Source organism: Flavobacterium tructae (assembly GCF_001853485.1).
Classification (GTDB): domain Bacteria; phylum Bacteroidota; class Bacteroidia; order Flavobacteriales; family Flavobacteriaceae; genus Flavobacterium; species Flavobacterium tructae.
This window is the reverse complement of the sequence record NZ_MIKE01000011.1, coordinates 175,807-198,032: the sequence shown is the minus strand read 5'-3', so window position 1 is coordinate 198,032 and position 22,226 is coordinate 175,807. Positions and strand designations below refer to the sequence as shown.

The following is a 22,226-nucleotide window of genomic DNA, read 5'->3' as shown; positions in this document are numbered from 1 at the left end:
TTGATTCAGTATTTTTTACGGTACAAATGTATTGTATTGGTTTTTATAACTTATATTTGAAGATTATTTCAGTAAAATGTATTTTAAAAAGGATGTTTTAAAGATTATATTACTGATTATTTATTGTAAGAATAACTTTAGCCGTAAAAAAAACTATGGAAGACTTAGATAAAACCGATTTATTGATCCTGAAATACCTTCAGGAAAATTCTAACATCAATACAAAAGACCTCGCCAGTAAATTATTTTTAACCGTAACTCCCGTTTATGAGCGTATAAAAAGACTGGAACGTGACGGATATATCACTAAATATGTAGCGTTGCTGGACAAGAAAAAGATGAATCGCGGAATGACGGTTTTTTGTAATGTGCGTTTAAAAGAACATGCCAGAAATGTAGGGAGCAATTTTGTAAAAGATATTGTAGCTCTTCCCGAAATTATAGAATGTTATAATATCGCCGGTGATTATGATTTTATGCTCAAGATTCTGGTTCAGGATATGGCCAGTTACCAGGATTTTGTGATGAACAAATTGTCAACGATTGAAAACATCGGTAATACCAACAGTATTTTTGTAATGGGAGAAATCAAACACAGTACTGCGCTGGAGTTTTGATACTGGTGGTTTGGTTTTGCCACAGATTACACAGATTACACAGATTATAATGATTTTTTATAATCGATTTTTAGACTTTTTGCCACGAATTTTACGAATTATCGCAAATCATTGCGGTTAGATTTTTTACCACAGATTCCATTAATTATTTCGTTTAGATTAATTCGTGAATTCGTGGCGAATAAAGAATTTAATCTTTTAAATCAAATTAATCTGTGGCCTCTTTTATTCTATTAAATCCTAAAATAAAACGTATTTTTGACGTTTAGATCGGAAAATCTAAAATCTAAAATCAGAAATCTAAATTTGAAAATGAACTGGGAACAACTTTTATCACTCAAACGCCAAGGCGATACCAGCAAAAGATTACGTGTAGAACAGGACGATACCCGCTTGGGTTTTGAAGTTGATTATGACAGAATAATCTTTTCGGCGGCATTTCGCTCTTTACAGGATAAAACACAAGTTATTCCGCTTTCGAAAACCGATTTTGTGCATACCAGATTGACACACAGTTTAGAAGTTTCGGTAGTCGGACGTTCACTAGGGCGTTTGGTTGGAAAAAAAATCATCGAAAAATATCCTCATCTAAAAGAAGTTCACGGGTATCATATGAACGATTTTGGCGCTATAGTAGCTGCAGCTTCTCTGGCGCATGATATAGGAAATCCTCCCTTTGGACACTCAGGAGAGAAAGCAATTGGAGAGTATTTTTCGATAGGAAACGGTTTAAAATACAAAGATCAGTTAACCCCAAAACAGTGGCAGGATCTGATTGATTTTGAAGGAAATGCCAATGGATTTTCGGTGCTTACGGCAAGTCGTCCGGGAATTGAGGGAGGACTTCGAATTTCCTATGCTACCCTTGGCGCTTTTATGAAATATCCGAAAGAAAGTTTGCCTAAAAAGCCTACCCAAAATATCGCTGACAAAAAATACGGTTTCTTTCAGACCGACAAATCTTTTTTTGAAGAAGTTGCTAATGATATGGGCATGATTGTCAATAAAACAGGAGACGATATTGGTTTTGAAAGACATCCCTTGGCCTATTTGGTGGAAGCAGCCGATGATATCTGCTATACCATTATTGACTTTGAAGACGGTATAAATCTGGGATTGGTTTCAGAAGATTATGCCTTAGAATATTTAATCAAACTGGTGAAAGATAACATCGGAGTAGCCAAATACAAGACTTTAACAACAAAAGAAGACCGAATTAGTTATTTACGTGCTTTGGCTATCGGAACATTGATAAATGATGCTGTAAATGTTTTTGTTGAAAATGAAGAAGCTATTTTGGCCGGGAAATTTCCTTTTGCTTTAACAGATAAGAGTAAATACAAAGCGCAGATGGATGATATTATCAAACTAAGTATCGATAAAATCTACCAAAGCCGCGAGGTAGTTGAAAAAGAAATTGTAGGGTATCAGATTATTCAAACCCTGTTGGATAAATTTATAACTGCTTTCAACAACAAATACGAAGGAACTGCTTCAAACTACGATAAATTGCTTTTGAAAATGCTGCCTGAAAAACATCACTTAGAGAAAACCAATTTATACGAACGTTTGCTGCATATCTGTCATTACGTTTCTTTGCTAACAGACGGGAATGCACTAGAGTTGTTTGAAACTATAAATGGCAGAAAAAACAAATAACACGCTAAGTCGTAAAGTGTAATTGACAAGAAAATGTAACACATAGATACATGGATTCTATGTGTTAAAATGAATTACTCCAATCTTTAATATTTTATTGAAAAGCATATACGAGACCCACGCCTAAGACTTGTCTTAGCTGGGCTCTTGGTCCGTTATTGACTTGTGAAGTTGTTCCGGTAGCAGGATCAAAAAAGTCTTTTTTGGTTTTGATATCATCATCATACACCAGATGTACACCAATATTTGCTTTTACATAAGCATTTACCACAAGATCCAGACGGGTATCATAATCGATATCGACATTTCCGAATTTGTTTAGATAATCGGTATACAAACTCAATCGGTTTTCGTAGAAGATGTTTTTGTAAATTTCGCTTTTCATGTATCCGGTAAGCAGAATACCAAATTCGGCTTTTACTTTCTGCCCATTTTCAAGCAAAATTTTAGAATTCGGGTCCATCGGATCTACTATGTAAGTCGCTTTTCGCACACCAAAAGCTCCCTGATTGGCTAAAGCCTGATCCAGAACCAAGGTAGTTTTTAAGGTTATTGGAGAGAAATATAGGGTTCGGTTTTTCTTTTTATCTGAATTTTCAGCTCCGGCTCCAAGGAAGACATAAGCTGGTGCAAAAGGTCTGGAGATCGCAACATCTTTGTTAGGATAATTGTATCCGTCAGTAAATTGAGTATTAAAATTGAATTTGGCCGAGTAGTACCAATTTGAGATTGTATCTTTTCTAAAGCCGTAAGTCGAATTGAATAGAAAAGCATCATCAGTTTTTCGGAGTTCAGTACCGTCTTGCTGGTTTAAACCGTATTTTATAATAAGCTCATTGGCCCATTTGTGATTTCCTCTAATATAAGTTCGGTTAAATTCACCTTTAAAAAGTCCGGAGATCGAGCTTGTTCCCCCCGCACTCCAGTTCACAAAAGCAATTTCGGAAATGTCAAAGCCCAGTTGATTTTTTTTGGTCCAGTTTGATGGAGGTGCAGGTAACTCGCCAGGATCCAAAGTCGTTTGTATAATTTGAGCAAAGTTATTTGAAGTACACAAAAGCAGCAAAAGCAAAAGGGTAGAACGCAATAATTTCATTGTGATTTTATTTTTTGACAGCGCAAAATAATTATTTTGTATCGTTTGAAAAAAGATTTATTAAACTTTTAACGTCAATTTTACACAATTGTTGTAACTGGTTAACCGTTCCATGCTCTATAAACGTGTCCGGAATACCCAAAACTTCGATGGTATTTTTGAAATTATGTGAGGCTGCAAACTCTAAAATAGCACTTCCAAAACCACCGTTTACAGTACCGTCTTCGACCGTAATTATTCTCTCAAAACTTGTAAAAATATCGATTAAGGTATTGGTGTCTAGCGGTTTAATGAAAGGAAAATCGTAGTGGGCAATGGTTGCGGAATTGTAAGATTCATTTATTGCTTCGATCACATTATTTCCAATTGTTCCGGTAGACAAAACGGCTGTTTTTGTTCCCTTTTTTAAGCAGGTTGCGGGGCCAATTTCAATTTTTTTATAATGTCCGAAATTTTCTACTTCCCAATTTGATATAACGCCGCGGCCTCTTGGATATCGAATGGCGATGGGATGATTTAATCCCAATTGTGCCGTATATAAAATGTTCTGTAAGGCAATTTCGTTGAGGGGAGCGTAAATAATTAGGTTCGGAATCGCACGCAAATAAGCAATGTCAAAAACACCATGATGTGTCGCACCGTCTTCGCCTACCAAGCCTGCACGATCCAGACAAAAGATAACGGGTAAGTTTTGCAGTGCAACATCGTGAATGACCTGATCGTAAGCACGCTGTAAAAAAGTCGAATAAATATTGCAGTAGACCGTCATTCCCTGCGTAACCATTCCTGCAGCAAGTGTTACCGCATGCTGTTCGGCTATTCCCACGTCAAAAGCGCGTTCGGGAATCTCATCCATCATAAATTTAAGAGAACTTCCGGATGGCATTGCCGGAGTGATTCCGATGATTTTTTCGTTCTTTTTGGCTAAATCTAAGATCGTCAGACCAAAAACATCCTGATATTTAGGAGGTAAATTTTCTTCTGATTTAGAATAAAGTTCTCCGGTTGAAGCATCAAATTTTCCCGGAGCATGATATTTTACCTGATTTTCTTCTGCCTGCTGTAAACCTTTTCCTTTTGTGGTTACAATATGTAGAAATTTAGGACCTTTTATCTTCTTTAAACGATTGAGTTCTTTGATTAAGACAGGAAGATCGTGACCGTCAATTGGTCCCGAATAATCGAAGTTTAACGACTTGATGATGTTATTCTGTTTCGGATTTTTCCCGTTTTTAACAGCTGTTAAATATTTTTTCAAAGCCCCTACGCTTGGGTCAATCCCGATAGCATTATCGTTTAGAATGACCAAAAGATTGGCATCTGTAACCCCGGCATGATTTAAACCTTCAAAAGCCATTCCTGAAGCAATCGACGCATCACCAATTACGGCTATATGCTGTTTGTCGAAATCGCCTTTTAGTTTTGAAGCAATGGCCATTCCAAGTGCCGCCGAAATAGAAGTCGACGAGTGTCCCACGCCAAAGGTGTCGTAAATACTTTCGCTTCTTTTTGGAAAACCGGAAATACCTTCAAGCTGTCTGTTGGTATGAAAAATTTCCCTTCTTTCGGTTAGGATTTTATGTCCGTAAGCCTGATGTCCAACATCCCAAACCAATAAATCGTCAGGAGTATTAAACACATAATGAAGTGCAATGGTCAATTCGATTACACCCAGACTGGAGCCTAAATGCCCTTCTTTAACCGAAACAACATCAATAATAAAATCGCGTAATTCCTGTGCAACCTGAGAAAGCTGCGCTTCAGTTAATAAGCGTAAATCAGCGGGATTGTATATGTTGGAGAGTAAGTTACTTTTCATTGTAAGGTAAAAAGCAAATTTACGGTTTTAAATTTAATTATTGTTTTTTGAATGTTTAGCACGAACTTTTAATAGGGGAGTTTCATAGAAACGAGGCAATTAATAACGTTAATTGCCTCAAAAAACTGCTATTTATGAGGCGATTAATTTTATTGAACTAACTTCTACAGAAAAAGCTAAGTTTTGATTAGCGATTTCCTGACGTTAACTCAGGGGAAATTATTTCAAAAAAAACTATTTTTGCACTTATGATAAATCCTTTCACCGACGAGTATTTTATGAAAAAAGCTTTGCAGGAAGCTGAAATGGCTTTTGAAAAAGGCGAAATTCCTGTTGGAGCAATCATTGTAGTTGCCGATAAAATTATTGCAAGAAGCCATAATCTAACCGAATTATTAAATGACGTTACGGCTCATGCAGAAATGCAGGCGATAACCGCTGCAGCCAATTTCTTAGGTGGAAAATACCTCAAAGACTGTACGTTATATGTTACCCTTGAACCTTGCCAAATGTGTGCAGGGGCTTTGTATTGGAGTCAGATTTCAAAAATTGTTTTTGGTGCTCGCGATGAACATCGGGGTTTCATGACCATGGGAACCCAGTTACACCCAAAAACAACAGTGGTTTCCGGAGTGATGGCCAATGAAGCTGCGGATTTAATGAAACGCTTTTTTGTAGAGAGAAGGAAATAATTGCTGTAAATCATGACCAATTTCTCAACCATAAAAAAACTATATCACATCACTGAATCTAATGGTTTTGCTGATAGTGAAATGGAGGTAGTTAAAAATATCTTCGGAACACTTCCGCAGGTATTTGTTGACTATTATGCGGAATTGGGTAAAATTCAAAATCTAAACCATACACAGGATTTATTAATCGTACCGGAGCGTTTTCAATATTATAAACACAATGATTATTTGATATTTTATTCTGAAAATCAAAAGGCTTGTGTTTGGGGGATTCATAAAGAGGATTTGTCAAAATCTGATCCACCAGTATACATGAGCGAAGACGAGAAAGACTGGAATCTGGAAACGGAAACGTTAAGTGATTTTTTTACTGCAATGGCTTTTCTTCAGGCAGGTTTTGCTTTAAAGTTCCCGGGTAATACATTTTATGAATTGGAAGAAGATGAATTGAATTTTGTTCGCGCAAACTTCAGAAATAAAGGATTCTCTTTTAAACAATGGCTTGGAGGAATAAATTTTTATGGTAATTATGATGATGATGTAGTCATAGTGCAGGCAGGGAATCAATTGTTTTATGCCGCTGACACAAAAGAACATTTTGTTGCATTGAACAAAGTATTGTCCGGACTTGGGACAGAATTGTAAAAAGGAGACTGTTTAAAAAGAGGACTTTCTGAAGTAATGAAAAATAGAAGAACTTATCTGAAATAGTCTCTGAAAATGCTGTAAATCATTTTTACCCCTAAGAGCATTTAAATATTTTGCTTTGGAGAATTTTCCTCTTAAAAGATTTAGAAAAATACATTATATTTATGCAATATAATTGACACACCACTAGTTTATTTATATAGCGGTAGAAGCTAAAGTACACTGTCAATTTCCAAATTCGTAAACCTGTAATTCTAAATAAAAGTGAAAGTAAAAGGACTATTTCTCGTGTTTTGTACGTTTTTTATTTTTCAATCCTGTGGCCGCAAATCAGCAGCCGATTTCAATTCCGATTTTTCATTATTCAAAGAATACATTGTTAGTTTTACGGGAGGTATCGTCTCTTCGGAATCTGATATTAGAGTTGTTTTGGCTTTTGATAAAAAAGAATGGAAAGTGAATCAGGAATTAGACGACGATTTGTTTGATATCTCGCCAAATGTACACGGAAAAGTAGTAGCACTCTCCACCAATACGATTGCTTTTATCCCGGAGAAAAAACTGGAAGCAGGAACAGAATATCAGGTGACTTTAAACTTAGATAAGCTGATCACCATTCCAAAGGAAAAAGAGAAGGAACTTTCAAAGTTCAACTTTACCGTTAAAACCATCAAACAGGATTTTACTATTAATACTGAGGATATTCAATCGTATAGTAAAGATTACCAGTATCTGAACTGCGTTTTAAAAACGGCTGATAATATGGATGTTGAAACAGCTAAAAAGTTAGTTACAGCCAATCAGAACGGGAAAGAGGTTAAAATTAAATTTGAAAAACAAACGGGAACAGCTAAAGAATTCCGTTTCAAAATTGATAGTATTCAGCGGTTTTTAGAAGCTTCGAATCTGGAAATCGCATACGACGGAAGTGATTTTGATATTGAGCAGAAAGGGCAATTGGATTATCCAATTACAGGGGTGAATGAATTTAAAATTGTAAAAGTCGATATTCCGGAAGGGAACAATCAGTCCCTTTTAATTAATTTCTCGGAACCTTTGGAAAAAGGGCAGGATTTTAAAGGATTGGTTTCTATTCAGAATACAAACAATTTAAAATTTTCGACTCAGGGGAATGTCCTGAAAGTATATTTTAGCAATACAGCTCCGGAGAAAAAAGAAGTTCCGGCAGTGGCAGAAGAAAGTGCAGAGTTGGCAGTTGATTCGTCAGCAGTTGTAGTTGATTCTGCGGCAGTTGTTACGGATAGCAGTGCTGTGGTAGTGGTTCAGAACGAGGAAGAGACTCAGGAACCGGAACCAGTTTTATCGGGAGAATTATTGCTCGAAGTTTTTCAGGGAATTGAAAGTCAGTACGGCAAAAAGATGGACGCCAATTATACCGAGAAAATCAATTTTGACCAAATAAAACCTAACGTTCGATTGGTTAAAAACGGAACGATTCTGCCAAGTTCAAACAATCTGAAGTTGAATTTTGAAGCAGTCAATCTAAGTGCGGTTGATGTAAAGGTGTATAAGATTTACAAGAACAATATTCTTCAGTTTTTGCAGTATAATGAACTGAACGGAAGTCAGAATCTCAAGAAAGTGGCACAACCCATAGCCAAAACCACACTGAATTTAGTCGAAAGCAAACTGATAAATCCGGCTAAGTGGAACACCTTTGCTCTCGATTTATCTAAAATCATTACGCCGGAACCAGGGGCAATTTACCGTGTGGAATTTGTTTACAAAAAGAAATATTCCCTTTATAAATGTGAAACCTCCGAAGAGAGTTCGGAGGAAGAGGAGGAGGAAGTAGATGAAAATGATGTTAACTACAGTGGCAATTCGTATGATGATTACTATTATGACGATTACGACTGGAGAGAAAGTCAGGATCCTTGTACAGGATCGTACTACTATAATGCCAGAATTGCGACAAATATCTTAGCAACCGATTTAGGGGTTATAGCCAAAAGAGGTGAAAATAAATCGTATCTCTTTGCAGTCAATAATATCGTAACCACAGAGCCGGTTTCAAATGCGAGAGTGGATCTGTACACCTTTCAACAGCAAAAAATCGCAACTGCTGCAACAAGCAGTGAAGGAATTGCTTCGTTTCAGCTCAACAAGTTTGCTTACTTTGCTATTGTTACTTTAGGAGATCAGTCTACTTATGTGAAGTTGGATGACGGTTATTCGTTATCGGTAAGTAATTTTGATGTTGCAGGTGAAACTTTGCAAAAAGGCTTAAAAGGATTTATCTACGGTGAGCGTGGTGTTTGGCGTCCGGGAGATAACGTGTATTTGTCCTTTATCTTAAACGATGCGTCGAATAAACTTCCAAAATCACACCCGATTAAATTTAGATTAAACGATCCGAATGGTAAAACAACTTATCAGACGATTCAGAAAACAAACGACCTGAATCATTACAGTTTTATCGTTCCAACTAGTGCCGACGCGCCAACAGGAAATTGGGAAGCAATGATAAGTGTGGGTGGTGCTAAGTTTTACAAAAGCATTAAAATCGAAACGATTAAACCGAATCGTTTAAAAATTAAAAATAATTTCTCCAGAAAAACACTATCATCCTCTTATCCAAACACCAGTACACTTGAAGTGACCTGGCTTCATGGTGCCATTGCAAAAAATCTGAATGTAGAAATGCAGGCAAAATTTTCACAGCAGACTACTACATTTAAAGGATATGAGAAATTTAATTTTGACGATTTGGTGCGTCAGTTCAGTTCAGAGGAAATTAATGTTTTCTCCGGAAAATTAAATGAGAACGGAAAAGCATCGGTGGATATCCACCCAAAACTACAAGGGCAGGCTCCCGGTATGTTGCGTGCCGCCTTCATTACAAAAGTATATGAAGAAGGAGGTGATTTTAGTACGGATGTTATTTCGACGACTTATTCACCCTACAAAACTTATGTTGGGATAAAAGCACCGGAACCTAATAAATATGGAATGCTGGAAACCAGAACAAACAACCGTTTTGATATTGTTACTGTCGATGAAAATGGAAGACCAAAATCTGTGAAAAATCTCGAGGTAAAAGTGTATAAAGTAGATTGGCGCTGGTGGTGGGACGCTTCCAGTGATAATCTTTCAAATTACAACTCATCGGATGCGACCACTTCTTATAAATCTTTTGTGATCAATACAGATTCCAACGGAAAAGGAAGTATTCAGTTTTCTTTAACCGATGAAGAATGGGGACGCTATTTGATACGTGTTGCCGATCACACAGACGGACACGCCACTGCTTTAACCGTAAATATTGACTGGCCAATCTGGTCTGGAAAAACCCGCAACAGAGATGCATCTACAGCCAATATGCTGGTATTCTCTACCGATAAGAAAAATTATGCTGTAGGCGAAAAAGCACAGATATCTTTTCCTTCCAGTGAAGGAGGCCGCGCTTTGATTTCGATCGAAAACGGTTCAAAAGTGGTGCAGACCATCTGGGCCAAAACAAAACAGGGAGAAACTAAAGTCGAAATTCCGATTACGGCAGCAATGGCACCAAACGTGTATTTTAACATCACACTCTTGCAGCCGCATGCTTCAACTAAAAACGATTCACCTATTCGTATGTATGGAATCGTTCCGATAGAAGTGGTGGATAAAAATACCATTCTGGCGCCAACACTCTCCATGCCGGATGTTTTAAAACCGGAGCAGACTTTTACCGTAAAAGTGGGAGAGAAAACCGGAAAAGAAATGACGTACACTATTGCAGTTGTAGATGAAGGACTTTTAGACTTAACCCGTTTTAAAACACCAAATGCCTGGGACAGTTTTTATGTTCGTGAAGCCTTAGGAGTTAAAACCTGGGATATTTATGATGATGTAATTGGGGCATACGGAGGAAAAATAAATCAAATTTTCAGTATTGGTGGAGATCAGGACTTAGGTGGCGGTAAAGCTAAAAAAGCCAACCGATTTAAACCAGTAGTGTTGTACTACGGACCATTCAAATTAGAAAAAGGTCAAACGCAAGCACATCAGCTGAAATTGCCTAAATACATAGGTTCGGTTCGTACCATGGTCGTTGCTGGTGACGCCAATACAAGTGCCTACGGAAGTGTCGAAAAAGCAACACCGGTTAAAAGTCCGTTGATGGTATTGGCTTCATTACCTCGAAAAATATCGCCTTCAGAAAAAGTAACTATTCCGGTAACCGTTTTTGCTACCGAAAAGAATATTAAGAAGGTAACGATTCAGCTTAGAACAAGCGGCGGATTAAAAGTAATGGGAAGTGCTGCACAAAGTCTGAGTTTTGCCCAACCTGACGAAAAAATGGCCTATTTCAATTTGGTAGTAGGTTCTGCTACCGGAATTGGAAAAGTGCAGGTAATTGCGACATCAGGAAAAGAGAAGTCAGTATATGATGTAGAGATCGATATGACCAATCCTAATCCGGTTACAAATACATATACGGATGTTGTTTTACCTCCAAATAGTACCAAAACCATTAGCTGGAAAACTTTTGGAGTTTCCGGAAGCAATAAAGCCAGACTGGAAGTTTCCTCAATGCCAACCATCAATCTCAATGGAAGACTGCAATACCTCATTCAGTATCCGCATGGCTGTGTTGAGCAAACCACTTCGTCTGTTTTTCCACAGTTATTTTTAAGCGATATTGTTGATTTGGACAATACCCGAAAAGGAATCATTCAAAAGAATATAACGGCCGGAATTAGCAAGTTAGGAAGTTTTCAATTGCCATCAGGCGGCTTAACGTATTGGCAGGGAAGTACCACTGCCGATGATTGGGGCTCTTCTTATGCCGGGCATTTCCTGATTGAAGCAGAGAAAAAAGGGTATGTTTTACCGATTAACTTCAAATCAAAATGGATTTCTTATCAGCAAAGAGAAGCCAAACAATGGCGTTTTGAACCTAAATACGGTAATGATCTTGCTCAGGCTTACCGATTGTATACGTTGGCGCTGGCAGGCAATGCCGATTTGTCTTCGATGAACAGATTGCGAGAAACAAAAGGCATTTCAAACGAAAGTAGGCTTCGTCTGGCTGCTGCTTATGTTTTAGCCGGACAAAAATCGGCAGGGCAAAATTTATTATTGCGCACCAGTATTGACAACGAGTCCAGCGAGTACAATTATTACTATTATGGATCAAGCGAGAGAAACAGAGCGATGGCTTTAGAAACAATGCTGCTTTTAGGACAAAACCAAAAAGCATTCACTATGGCTTCTAAACTAGCTAAAGAAATGTCGACGAACCAATGGATGAGTACGCAAACAACTGCTTATTGCCTGTATGCCATGTCTAAATTTGCTGCGAGCAACGGACCTAAAGGAATTAATCTTCAATTCAGTAAAAATGGAAAAGGAGAAACTATAAATACGCAAAAAACAATTGCCGACAGAAGTTTAACCGTTCAGACTGGTGCCAATAGTGTTGTCCTGAAGAATCTTAAAAACAACACGGTTTACGTTAGAGTTTTAAATACCGGAATATTACCAATCGGACAGGAAAATGCGATTCAGAGTGATGTTTCTGCTAATATTGTTTTCAAAAACAGAAAAGGTGGTGTTATTAATGTTTCGAAAATCAGTCAGGGAACTGAATTTGTTGCAGAAGTTACGGTTAGAAATCAAAGAAATGAAAGCGTTCAGAATGTGGCACTGTCACAAATCTTGCCTTCAGGATTTGAAATCGTTAATACCCGTTTTACAGACTACGGTGATGCAGTAAATAATATTGCAGACTATATTGATATTCGCGACGACAGAACCAACTTCTATTTTGGAATGAAATCCAGAGAGACCAAAGTATTCCGAATCCTGTTAAATGCATCGTATTTAGGGAATTATTATTTACCGGGATTGCAGTGCGAAGCGATGTACGACAACACCTTCCTGGCCAGAACAAAAGGATTCTGGGTTGAGGTTGTGAAATAAAAATATGGGACACAGATTATGAAGATTAATACAGATTTGTTTGCCACGAATTCAAGAATTTAAATTGATTCAGTTCGTGAATTGCTTCGCCTGTTCGCTATCGCTTGAGTCGTAGCGAAAGAAAATAATCTTTTTAATCTGTATAATCTGTGGCTAATAAACTTTACGTAATTTGTAGTAAAATATAGTTTCACGCAGATTTTGCAGATCAGGCAAATAAAATAAAATCTGCAAAATCTGCGGAATCTGCGAGCAAAAAAACATTGCGGACTTAGCGAATAACGTAGCGACTTCGCGGTTAAATAAATATTACGTTGAAAAATAAACTTATCGCGTTTTCACAACGCATTATAAATTGGATTAAAAAGAATAAAATAAAATCAGCAATTGCATTTGTGCTCTTGCTGATTTATTATTTCTCCATTCCCCGAACATTGTTTAAAGAGCCGTACTCAACGGTTATCGAAAGTAAAGAAGGAGAACTGCTGGGAGCTAAAATCGCTCCTGACGGACAATGGCGTTTTCCGGCACAGGACAGTGTACCGGATAAATTCAAGAAATGTATTGTTTATTTTGAAGACGAGTATTTCTATAAACACCCCGGTTTTAATCCGGTTGCGATGGTAAATGCCATCAAACAAAACCAAAAAGCTGGAAAAGTAGTTCGAGGCGGAAGTACACTGACGCAACAAGTCATCCGATTGTCCCGAAAAGGAAAAGGAAGAACCTATTTTGAAAAATTGATCGAAATGATTCTCGCCACGCGATTGGAATTGGGATATTCTAAAGATGAAATTCTCGAGTTATATGCGGCCCATGCTCCATTTGGAGGAAATGTTGTCGGGCTCGAAATGGCTTCGTGGCGTTATTTTGGCGTGCAGTCCAATCAATTGTCATGGGCAGAAAATGCTACACTGGCAGTTTTACCCAATGCACCGAGTCTGATTTATCCTGGAAAAAATCAAATCAAATTATTAAACAAGCGAAACCGACTTCTCCTTAAATTGCATAAAGAAGGTGTAATTGATCAGCAAACGTATGAACTTGCCATTGAAGAACCGTTGCCTCAAAAACCGTACGATTTGCCTCAGATAGCCCCTCATTTATTGCAAAGAGCTGCTAAAGATCAGGAAGGAACAAGGGTAAAAACTACGATTGATTATGCGCTGCAAAACAGGGTCAATCAAATTGCCAGATACTATTACAATCAATACAAGCAGAATGAAGTACACAATCTGGCGATTTTGGTCATTGATGTTTCCAATCGAAATGTAATCAGTTATGTGGGGAATGCCCCAACCGATAAAGACCATCAAAAAGATGTTGACATTATCGATGCACCCAGAAGTACGGGTAGTATTCTGAAACCTCTTTTATATGCCGGAATGCTGGACGATGGGGAATTACTGCCGAATACTTTAGTTGCCGATATTCCAACGCAGATTGCAGGTTACACTCCCCAAAACTTCAATCTGACCTTTGACGGAGCGGTTCCGGCACATCGGGCTTTGTCGCGCTCTCTCAATATCCCGTCGGTTTTGATGCTGCAGGAGTTTGGCGTGAATAAATTTTATGAGGAATTGCAAAAGTTTAAATTGAAGGATATCAATAAAACACCCGATCATTACGGATTGTCACTTATTTTAGGAGGGGCCGAAAGTAATTTGTGGGATTTGTGCCGAACGTATGCAAATCTGTCTTCCACATTAAATTATTATGTTAAGAATCAGGCACAATACCGAACGAATGAATTTACGGAATTAAATTATAAGAGCAATTTTGAACCCGATTTTGGCTCAGAAAGTGATCAGAAGAACATCTTAGGTGCCGGATCAATTTGGGCAGCTTACAATGCCATGGAAGAGGTCAACAGGCCGGAAGGAGATGAAGCCTGGAAGTTTTACGACAGCTCTCTTAAAATTGCGTGGAAAACCGGAACCAGTTTTGGTAATCGCGATGCTTGGGCAATTGGTACAAATTCAAGATATGTAGTGGGAATTTGGGTTGGGAATGCAACAGGTGAGGGCAGGCCTACTTTAACAGGAGTTACAAGTGCCGCACCGATTTTATTTGATGTTTTTAATTTACTGCCAAGACAAAGATGGTTTCAAACGCCTTATAAAGATTTAGCAGAAGTTGAGGTGTGTCGTTTAAGCGGCTATTTGGCCAAAGACGGCTGTCCGAAAATAAAGCAATGGGTTCCCAAAAAAGGGAAATCGACTAGCGTTTGTCCTTATCACAAAACGGTTCATCTCGATATAACCGGACAATTTCAGGTAAACAGCAGTTGTGAGAGTATTGATAATATTGTGACAAAAAACTGGTTTGTTTTACCTCCGGTTATGGCATGGTATTATAAGAGCCAGCATATTGAGTACTTGCCTTTGCCTCCCTTTAAAGAAGGCTGTCAGGGTACACAAACCACAACAATGGATTTTATTTATCCCAAAACCAACGGTAAAATTTATTTAACCAAAGATTTTAATAGCAAAGTTCAGCCCGTGATTTTAAAAGTAGCCTATTCCGAAAGAGAGAAAGAGCTTTTTTGGTACGTAGATGACGTTTATAAAGCTACCACAAAAACTTTTCATGAATTACCGGTTACGCCAACTTCGGGAACGCATTATATCACAGTAGTAGATGCTTCCGGCAATGAAATCAGACGGAAAATTGAGATTGTGAGGGAATAAGATTTTTATAAAGAATCTAATTCTGGTTTGAAAAGTGTTTTTTGATTTATATCAAACTTTATACTTTTGGGTTTATACATCTTTGTGTTCAATTAATATTAAATAAATTTTAAAATGAACAAAAAGTATTTTAAGTACATCAACACATTGTTTGTTGTAATTCCAATGACATTGATTATGGCATTTGTAGGGTTAATGCGGAATTATGGATTTGGGGAAGATTGGTTTTTAAAGTTTCTGAAAGCTTGGAGTGTGATGCTGCCGGTTGCCTATATTGCAGCCTTTATCATTATTCCAAATGCCAGAAAACTAGCAGAAAAGACAACTACAGGATCCTAATCTGTAGTGTGTTTTTAGGTTTACAATTAGAAGAAATTAAGAAATGAAAGAGCAGCTCGCAAATTATATCAAAAGTATTATAACGGTTACCGAGGAAGAGCTGGTTGTAATTCTTTCTTACTTTAAATCTTCAACCGCAGAAAAGAATGAACTATTAGTGGTTCATGGGCAAACTAACCAACGAAGTTTTTTTGTTGGTTCCGGTTGTTTGCGAATCTATTTTATTACTGAAGACGGTCAGGAAGCAACACGATATTTAGCGTTCGAAAATAATTTTGCAACAGCATTGTGCAGCTTTATTTCAAACGAGCCGTCTTTAGAATTTATTCAGGCGTTAGAGCCAACAGAACTGCTATACATTTCGAGTAGCGATTTTTATTATCTATTGGAAGTTATTCCGGCCTGGGAGAAGTTCTATCGTTATTATTTAGAAAAAGCATATGTAAATAATACTAACAGGCTTATGTCTTTCCTTACTCTTGATGCAACAGAAAGATACAAACAGCTAATGAGTATAAATCCTCAAATTATTCAGCGTTTATCCAATCGAATAGTAGCAACTTACCTTAATATTTCACAAGAAACATTAAGTAGGCTAAAATCTAAGCGTTACTAAATTTTTACAAGATTATTGCGTATACGTGTCCGGCTGAGCGAAGTCGAAGCCCTTCTTTAATGAGAAAGCCTTCGACTCCGCTCAGGCTGACTGTCGTATCCAAAATGTTTTTTTTGGGAATACGTAAAAAAGCGCACAAAAAAACCGCCAGTCTTTCGAAAGGCGGTTTTTGTTTTTTTATTCTGAAATAACATTTCCTTTTTTATCATAGAAATGGTATTCTAAGTACGTGTAAGCGTCACGAGGTATGATTTTCACCCATTTCTTATGTTCAAAAAACCATTTTGAACGTAATGATGGAAAACCTTTACTGAGGTATGCAGCCACAAACGGATGTACATTAAGCACGACTTTTTTGTGGGTTTTTAGAATTCTATCTAAATCAGATGAGATTTTATCAATGATTAAAATTGGCGCTTCAATTTCGCCATGTTCATTGTTTGGATCTTCTTCTCTGGTTTTAATATTAACTTCTGGTCTTACGCGTTGTCTGGTAATCTGAACTAAACCAAATTTACTAGGCGGTAAGATTTTATGCTTTGCTTTATCGTCGCTCATTTCTTCTCGCAAGAAGTCGAACAAAACCTTCCTGTTTTCTGGATTAGACATATCGATAAAATCAACTACGATTATTCCGCCCATATCACGCAAACGAAGTTGTCTGGCAATTTCGGCGGCGGCAATCATATTCACTTCCATGGCAGTGTCTTCCTGGTTGGTTGCTTTATTTGAACGATTTCCGCTATTTACGTCTATAACGTGAAGAGCTTCAGTATGTTCGATAATAAGATAAGCACCTTTACTCATGGAGACGGTTCTTCCAAAAGAAGTTTTGATTTGTCTCTCTATATTGTATTTCTCAAAAATTGGAGTGTCATTTGATTGATAAAACTTAACAATCGATTGTTTTGAAGGTGCAATTTCTTGCAGATATTCCTTCGTTTGATGGTACAACTCTTCATCATCTATTTGAATACCACTAAAGGTATCGTTGAAAACGTCTCTTAATATTGAAGAAGCTCTGTTGAGTTCTCCTAATACTTTTGAGGGATGATGAGCAGTTGGTAATTTTTTACACATTGCAGTCCATCTGCCAAGCAGGTTCTGCAAATCTTTTTCTAATTCGGCTACGTTTTTGCCTTCGGCTACTGTGCGAACAATAACACCAAATCCTTTAGGTTTGATCGATAGAACAAGTTTTTTTAGACGATCCTTTTCCTTTTTATCTTCTATTTTTTGAGAAATAGAAACACGGTCAGAAAACGGAACGAGAACAATAAATCTTCCTGCCAATGAAAGCTCAGCGCTTATCCTTGGGCCTTTGGTCGATATAGGTTCTTTTACAACTTGAACTAAAACAGATTGATTGGCACTTAAAATATCAGTAATGATGCCATCTTTGTCAATCTCTTTTTCAAACTGAAAGGTTTTTAGGGAGAAATCTTTTATTTTACCTGCGCTTACAAGTTTTATGAATTTCAGTTGGGAAGCTAAGTTTGGACCTAAGTCATGATAATGTAAAAAAGCGTCTTTTTCGAAGCCTACATTTACAAAAGCAGCATTAAGTCCGGCAACTGGTTTTCGGATTTTAGCAATAAAAATATCACCAACCTGAAAGTTGCTTTTCTCTTCTTCTTTGTGTAATTCAATTAGTTTTCCATCTTTTAATAAGGCAAAATCTACGGCTTCAGAACTAGATCTAATGATTAATTCTTTATTCACACTGTAAATTTTTATCCGAACTTTCTAGCAATAGGCAGTAGGCAGTAGGCAGTAAGCAAAATAAATTGCTTAAAGCTTAAAGCTTATAGCTTAAGGCCTAATTGTAAGGATGGATTAAACAATATTTTTAACAGGTATTGAACCCGGGGAAAACTAGCTGGCAGTTTGCAGTTTTAAGTAATCAGTGGACTGAGCACTAAATACTGATGACTGAATACTAATTTTCAATTTCAATGAACGTTTAAAAAGAAAAAAGTAGTTTAAAACTACTTTTTCTTCTTGTGACGGTTAGCTCTCGCTCTTTTTTTACGTTTGTGAGTAGCTACCTTATGTCTCTTTCTTTTTTTACCACTTGGCATATCGTGTCGATTTTATAATTAATTAATAGTATTACTTTGCTTCGTTATTTGTTTTTACTCCTTCTACAAAAACTTTTGCAGGTTTAAACGCAGGAATATTGTGTGCTGGAATTTTGATAGTGGTGTTCTTAGAAATGTTTCTACCAGTTTTTTCAGCTCTTGTTTTTACAATAAAACTTCCAAAACCTCTTAGGTAAACATTGTCTCCAGTTTCTAGTGAAGTTTTAACTTCTTCCATAAAAGTTTCAACTGTTGCTTGAACATCTCCTTTTTCAAGACCTAGTTTCTCCGAAATTTTCGCTACGATATCTGCTTTCGTCATTTTCTTTCCTATTTTATTTTATAAATGGTGTACTATTTTTTTGAGTTTGCAAATATAAGAATTAAAAAAATAATTAATCAAGCTAAATCGTTAAATTTTAATTACATAAACATTTACTTTTGTATTCTAAGTATTTTGCAATGAATTTTTCTAACGTGTTGATAAAATGGTATTTACAAAACAAACGTGATTTGCCATGGCGTAAAACGACCAATCCATACCATATTTGGCTCTCAGAAATTATGTTGCAACAGACTCGAGTTGCGCAAGGAACACCTTACTTTTTTGCTTTTACGAAGGAATTTCCTACCGTATTTGATTTGGCAAATGCTTCAGAAGAACAGGTTTTGAAACTTTGGCAGGGATTAGGCTATTATTCACGTGCCCGAAATTTGCATAAAACAGCTCAATATGTTGCCAATGAGCTCAACGGTGTTTTTCCTCCTAATTATAAAGAACTTTTAAAATTAAAGGGTGTTGGAGAATACACGGCTGCAGCAATTGCCTCCTTTTCTTATAATGAGACTGTTCCTGTAGTGGATGGAAATGTATTCAGAGTACTTTCTCGTTATTTTGATATTGAATCTGATATTGCTTCGCCTGCAACTAAAAAAGAGTTTACGGAACTGGCTTATGAATTAATGCCAAAGGATAATCCTGCTATTTTTAATCAGGCGATAATGGAGTTCGGAGCTTTGCAATGTGTGCCTAAAAGTCCTGATTGTACGGTTTGTGACTTTAATGATAGCTGTGCAGCATTACAGAAGAAAAAGGTAGCCGTTTTGCCGGTTAAGTCTAAGAAAATTAAGGTAACCAATCGTTTCTTTAATTATCTCATTGTAGAAGACGCTTTAGGAAATACCATACTTCAGAAAAGAACGGCAAAAGGAATCTGGCACAATCTGTATGAGTTTCCGCTTTTGGAAACAGATAAAATCGTAGACTTTGATGTAGTTTCGAAAGCAGTCACAGACACTGTTTTTACATCGTATACAATTATAGGTATAGAAGATTATCCAGAAAGTACTGTTATTCATAAACTTTCGCACCAACATCTGCACATACAGTTCTGGAAGGTTAAAATTGAGGGTTTAATAGAAAATGGCTTGAAAGCCAGCGAATTAAATGTTTTTCCTTTTCCAATTGTGATTCACAATTTTCTGGAAAAGCAGGAAATAATTTGCTAAAATAATGTATCTTTGGGATAAATACCACTAACAAACTATGAACGGAACATTAAATAAAGTGATGTTAATCGGCCATTTAGGCGATGATGTAAAAATGCATTATTTTGAGGGAGGAAACTGCATCGGGCGTTTTCAATTGGCTACAAACGAAGTTTATATCAATAAAACGACCAATGAGAAAATTACTTCAACTGAATGGCATAATTTAGTTGTGCGCAATAAAGCGGCCGAAATTTGCGAAAAATATTTGTCGAAAGGAGACAAGATATTTATTGAAGGACGTATAAAATCACGTCAATGGCAAGCTGAAGACGGTACTACAAAATATACCACAGAAATTCAGGTGACTGAGTTTACTTTCTTGAATACCAAAAAAGAAACCGGAAATCATAAACCTAATCAGGACAGTGAGTCGCCAAAAAACACTAACTTTGACGCAGCAAATGAAGGCTTACCTATAAACGATCTGCCTTTTTGAATGTATAACTAATTCTTTTTAATTTGGACCCGGAGCCCAGTTTGTTTCTTAATACGACAGTAGACATCAATTTGATAATTGGCTTTGTCGGAATATTTATTTTGCTGTTTTTATCAGCGATAGTGTCAGGTGCCGAAGTGGCACTTTTCTCTTTGTCTCAAAAAGATATCGACGACACCTTGCAGGAGAATCATTCAAAAGGAAAAATTATCTCCAGACTTTTAGACAGGCCTAAGAAACTTCTCGCAACCTTATTAGTTGCCAATAATCTTTTTAATATCGCAACAGTTATTCTGTTTTCTTTTATAGGCCAGAATATTTTTGGAGCCATAGAGTCTCCGGCTCTTAAGTTTATTCTCGAGATTATTCTGGTTACTTCGCTAATTTTGTTGTTCGGAGAAGTACTCCCTAAAGTTTATGCCAGCCGTAACAATGTAAAATTTGCAAAACGTACCGCCTATCCATTGGCTGTATTAGATAAATTACTCACACCAATCAGTTTGCCGATGCGAAGTGTTACATTATATTTGCATCATAAATTAGGGAAGCAGAAGAATAATTTCTCTGTAAATCAACTTTCACAAGCTTTGGAATTAACAGATTCGGAAGGTACATCAACAGAAGAGCAAAAAATACTGGAAGGGATCGTATCTTTTGGTAATACTGATACCAAGCAGGTAATGAGTCCGAGAATTGATATTTTTGCTTTAGAAATGTCAGAACCTTTTTCCGGGATTTGTCCTAAAATAATAGAAAAAGGTTTTTCGAGAATTCCGGTGTATCGCGACAATATAGACCAGATAGAAGGCGTTTTGTTTGTCAAGGATTTGTTGCCGCATATTGATAAGGAAGAATTTGACTGGACCTCTTTAATCAGAAAAGCATTTTTTGTTCCGGAGAACAAGAAGCTGGATAATTTATTGAAGGATTTTCAGAGCCTCAAAAGCCATTTGGCGATAGTGGTGGATGAATATGGCGGAACGTCAGGATTAGTTTCTCTGGAAGACGTTATTGAGGAGATTGTAGGGGATATCAGTGATGAGTTTGACGACGAGAATCTGAATTTCTCTCAGATAGATGAAAAGAATTTTCTTTTTGAAGGGAAAATTAATCTCAAAGATTTTTACAGAATCGTAGCGGTTAATGAAGAAATCTTTGAATCTCATAAAGGTGAAGCCGAGACATTGGCCGGATTCATTTTAGAGATTTTGGGTAATTTTCCTAAAAAAGATCAAAAAATAGCGTTCGAAAACTGTGTTTTTACTATAGAAACAGTTGATAAGAAACGTGTAAAACAAATAAAAGTAACAATAGATTAAGAATGCTAAAAAAGACCATTTCACTAGCAACAATTTTACTGGCATTGACTGTTTTAAGTTGTAAAGATGATGTAGTGCCAAAACCTGCCGGTTTCCTTCGTTTGGACTATCCTGAAGCCAAATATGTGGGTTTTGAAAACAATTGCCCTTTTACTTTTGAAATGAATGAAGCGGCCGTAATCAAAGGAGAGAAAAATTGCGGATTTGCAATCACCTATCCAAAAATGAAAGCTACAATTTACCTTACTTATAAGCCGGTACAGGGAGATATAGTGAAATTGCTCAAAGATGCTCAGAAGTTAACCTACGAGCATGTTATTAAGGCAGATGATATTTTAGAACAGCCCTATTTAAACCCTCAAAAAAAGGTTTATGGAATGTTTTACCGCGTAGACGGAAATGCCGCTACAAACTCACAATTTTACGTTACAGACAGTACAAAACACTTTATCACAGGATCGGTTTATTTTTATGCGAAGCCTAATTTCGATTCGGTTATGCCGGCCGCAAGTTATATCAGAAATGATATGCAAAGACTGATGGAAACGTTAAAGTGGAAATAAACGATAGACTTGATTTTATACTGCCCTCAAAAAGTTAAATACTATTTGGGGGCATTTTATTTTTAAGGTTTTTAAAGAATTAAATTTTGCATCAATCCGAAAGAACCTGTAGGAGACAAGTAGTAAGCGTAAATATTGAAGGCCATCGCTCTGAAAGAGCCTCAGC

Annotated in this window: 16 protein-coding genes; 12 read left to right on the top strand and 4 right to left on the bottom strand. The window is 36.9% G+C overall.

The genetic code is table 11. The features are described from left to right. The first annotated feature begins 155 nt into the window (after positions 1–155). Together BHE19_RS02865 and BHE19_RS02860 are read left to right on the top strand one after the other, a co-directional pair. Positions 156–617: an Lrp/AsnC family transcriptional regulator gene (locus BHE19_RS02865; protein ID WP_017497264.1), complete on the top strand. Its 462-nt coding sequence runs from the start codon at positions 156–158 to the stop codon at positions 615–617. A gap of 312 nt (positions 618–929) precedes the next feature. Next, a complete protein-coding gene (locus BHE19_RS02860) occupies positions 930–2,276 on the top strand; it encodes a deoxyguanosinetriphosphate triphosphohydrolase (protein WP_070905863.1) in 1,347 nt (448 codons plus the stop codon). Between the two features lie 94 nt (positions 2,277–2,370). Here the strand turns inward: BHE19_RS02860 and BHE19_RS02855 are convergent, their stop codons facing one another. Together BHE19_RS02855 and BHE19_RS02850 are read right to left on the bottom strand one after the other, a co-directional pair. Further along, on the bottom strand, positions 2,371–3,372 hold the full coding sequence (locus tag BHE19_RS02855; protein ID WP_070905862.1) for a DUF3078 domain-containing protein: 1,002 nt from the start codon (positions 3,370–3,372) through the stop codon (positions 2,371–2,373). Positions 3,373–3,403: 31 nt separating this feature from the next. Continuing rightward, positions 3,404–5,191 (bottom strand): 1-deoxy-D-xylulose-5-phosphate synthase, encoded by a 1,788-nt coding sequence (locus BHE19_RS02850; RefSeq protein WP_070905861.1) that lies wholly within the window; start codon positions 5,189–5,191, stop codon positions 3,404–3,406. 248 nt (positions 5,192–5,439) lie between these two features. On the opposite strand from BHE19_RS02850, the gene BHE19_RS02845 reads away from it, so the two are divergent. The 6 genes from BHE19_RS02845 (at position 5,440) to BHE19_RS02820 (ending at position 16,110) form a co-directional block, all read left to right on the top strand. Continuing rightward, the gene (locus BHE19_RS02845) at positions 5,440–5,883 is read left to right on the top strand and encodes a nucleoside deaminase (RefSeq protein ID WP_017497260.1); all 444 of its coding nucleotides are present in this window, start codon (positions 5,440–5,442) and stop codon (positions 5,881–5,883) included. A gap of 12 nt (positions 5,884–5,895) precedes the next feature. Further along, a complete protein-coding gene (locus tag BHE19_RS02840) occupies positions 5,896–6,528 on the top strand; it encodes a hypothetical protein (protein WP_070905860.1) in 633 nt (210 codons plus the stop codon). Positions 6,529–6,795: 267 nt separating this feature from the next. Next, the gene (locus BHE19_RS02835; RefSeq protein ID WP_070905859.1) at positions 6,796–12,465 is read left to right on the top strand and encodes an alpha-2-macroglobulin family protein; all 5,670 of its coding nucleotides are present in this window, start codon (positions 6,796–6,798) and stop codon (positions 12,463–12,465) included. A 314-nt stretch (positions 12,466–12,779) separates the two neighbouring features. Continuing rightward, positions 12,780–15,155 carry a penicillin-binding protein 1C gene (gene pbpC / locus BHE19_RS02830; RefSeq protein WP_070905858.1) on the top strand — a complete coding sequence of 792 codons (2,376 nt, stop codon included), beginning with the start codon at positions 12,780–12,782 and terminating at the stop codon, positions 15,153–15,155. A gap of 114 nt (positions 15,156–15,269) precedes the next feature. Then, positions 15,270–15,494, top strand: coding sequence for a DUF2798 domain-containing protein (locus tag BHE19_RS02825; protein ID WP_070905857.1), 225 nt, complete (start codon positions 15,270–15,272; stop codon positions 15,492–15,494). A gap of 43 nt (positions 15,495–15,537) precedes the next feature. Beyond that, on the top strand, positions 15,538–16,110 hold the full coding sequence (locus BHE19_RS02820) for a Crp/Fnr family transcriptional regulator (protein WP_070905856.1): 573 nt from the start codon (positions 15,538–15,540) through the stop codon (positions 16,108–16,110). A 177-nt stretch (positions 16,111–16,287) separates the two neighbouring features. Here the strand turns inward: BHE19_RS02820 and BHE19_RS02815 are convergent, their stop codons facing one another. Together BHE19_RS02815 and BHE19_RS02810 are read right to left on the bottom strand one after the other, a co-directional pair. Beyond that, positions 16,288–17,832 carry an Rne/Rng family ribonuclease gene (locus BHE19_RS02815; protein ID WP_017497253.1) on the bottom strand — a complete coding sequence of 515 codons (1,545 nt, stop codon included), beginning with the start codon at positions 17,830–17,832 and terminating at the stop codon, positions 16,288–16,290. 390 nt (positions 17,833–18,222) lie between these two features. Then, on the bottom strand, positions 18,223–18,513 hold the full coding sequence (locus BHE19_RS02810) for an HU family DNA-binding protein (RefSeq protein ID WP_007805026.1): 291 nt from the start codon (positions 18,511–18,513) through the stop codon (positions 18,223–18,225). Positions 18,514–18,653: 140 nt separating this feature from the next. Here BHE19_RS02810 and mutY point away from each other — a divergent pair, with 140 nt between their 5' ends. Genes mutY through gldD form a run of 4 tightly spaced genes read left to right on the top strand, consistent with a single transcriptional unit; the run spans position 18,654 to position 22,060 of the window. Beyond that, positions 18,654–19,700 carry an A/G-specific adenine glycosylase gene (gene mutY, locus BHE19_RS02805; protein WP_070905855.1) on the top strand — a complete coding sequence of 349 codons (1,047 nt, stop codon included), beginning with the start codon at positions 18,654–18,656 and terminating at the stop codon, positions 19,698–19,700. Positions 19,701–19,737: 37 nt separating this feature from the next. Continuing rightward, complete coding sequence (locus tag BHE19_RS02800) at positions 19,738–20,178, top strand: single-stranded DNA-binding protein (RefSeq protein ID WP_017497251.1); 441 nt, start codon at positions 19,738–19,740, stop codon at positions 20,176–20,178. 23 nt (positions 20,179–20,201) lie between these two features. After that, a complete protein-coding gene (locus tag BHE19_RS02795) occupies positions 20,202–21,497 on the top strand; it encodes a gliding motility-associated protein GldE (RefSeq protein WP_070905854.1) in 1,296 nt (431 codons plus the stop codon). Positions 21,498–21,499: 2 nt separating this feature from the next. Then, positions 21,500–22,060: a gliding motility lipoprotein GldD gene (gldD, locus tag BHE19_RS02790; protein WP_017497249.1), complete on the top strand. Its 561-nt coding sequence runs from the start codon at positions 21,500–21,502 to the stop codon at positions 22,058–22,060. The last annotated feature ends 166 nt before the right edge of the window (positions 22,061–22,226 follow it).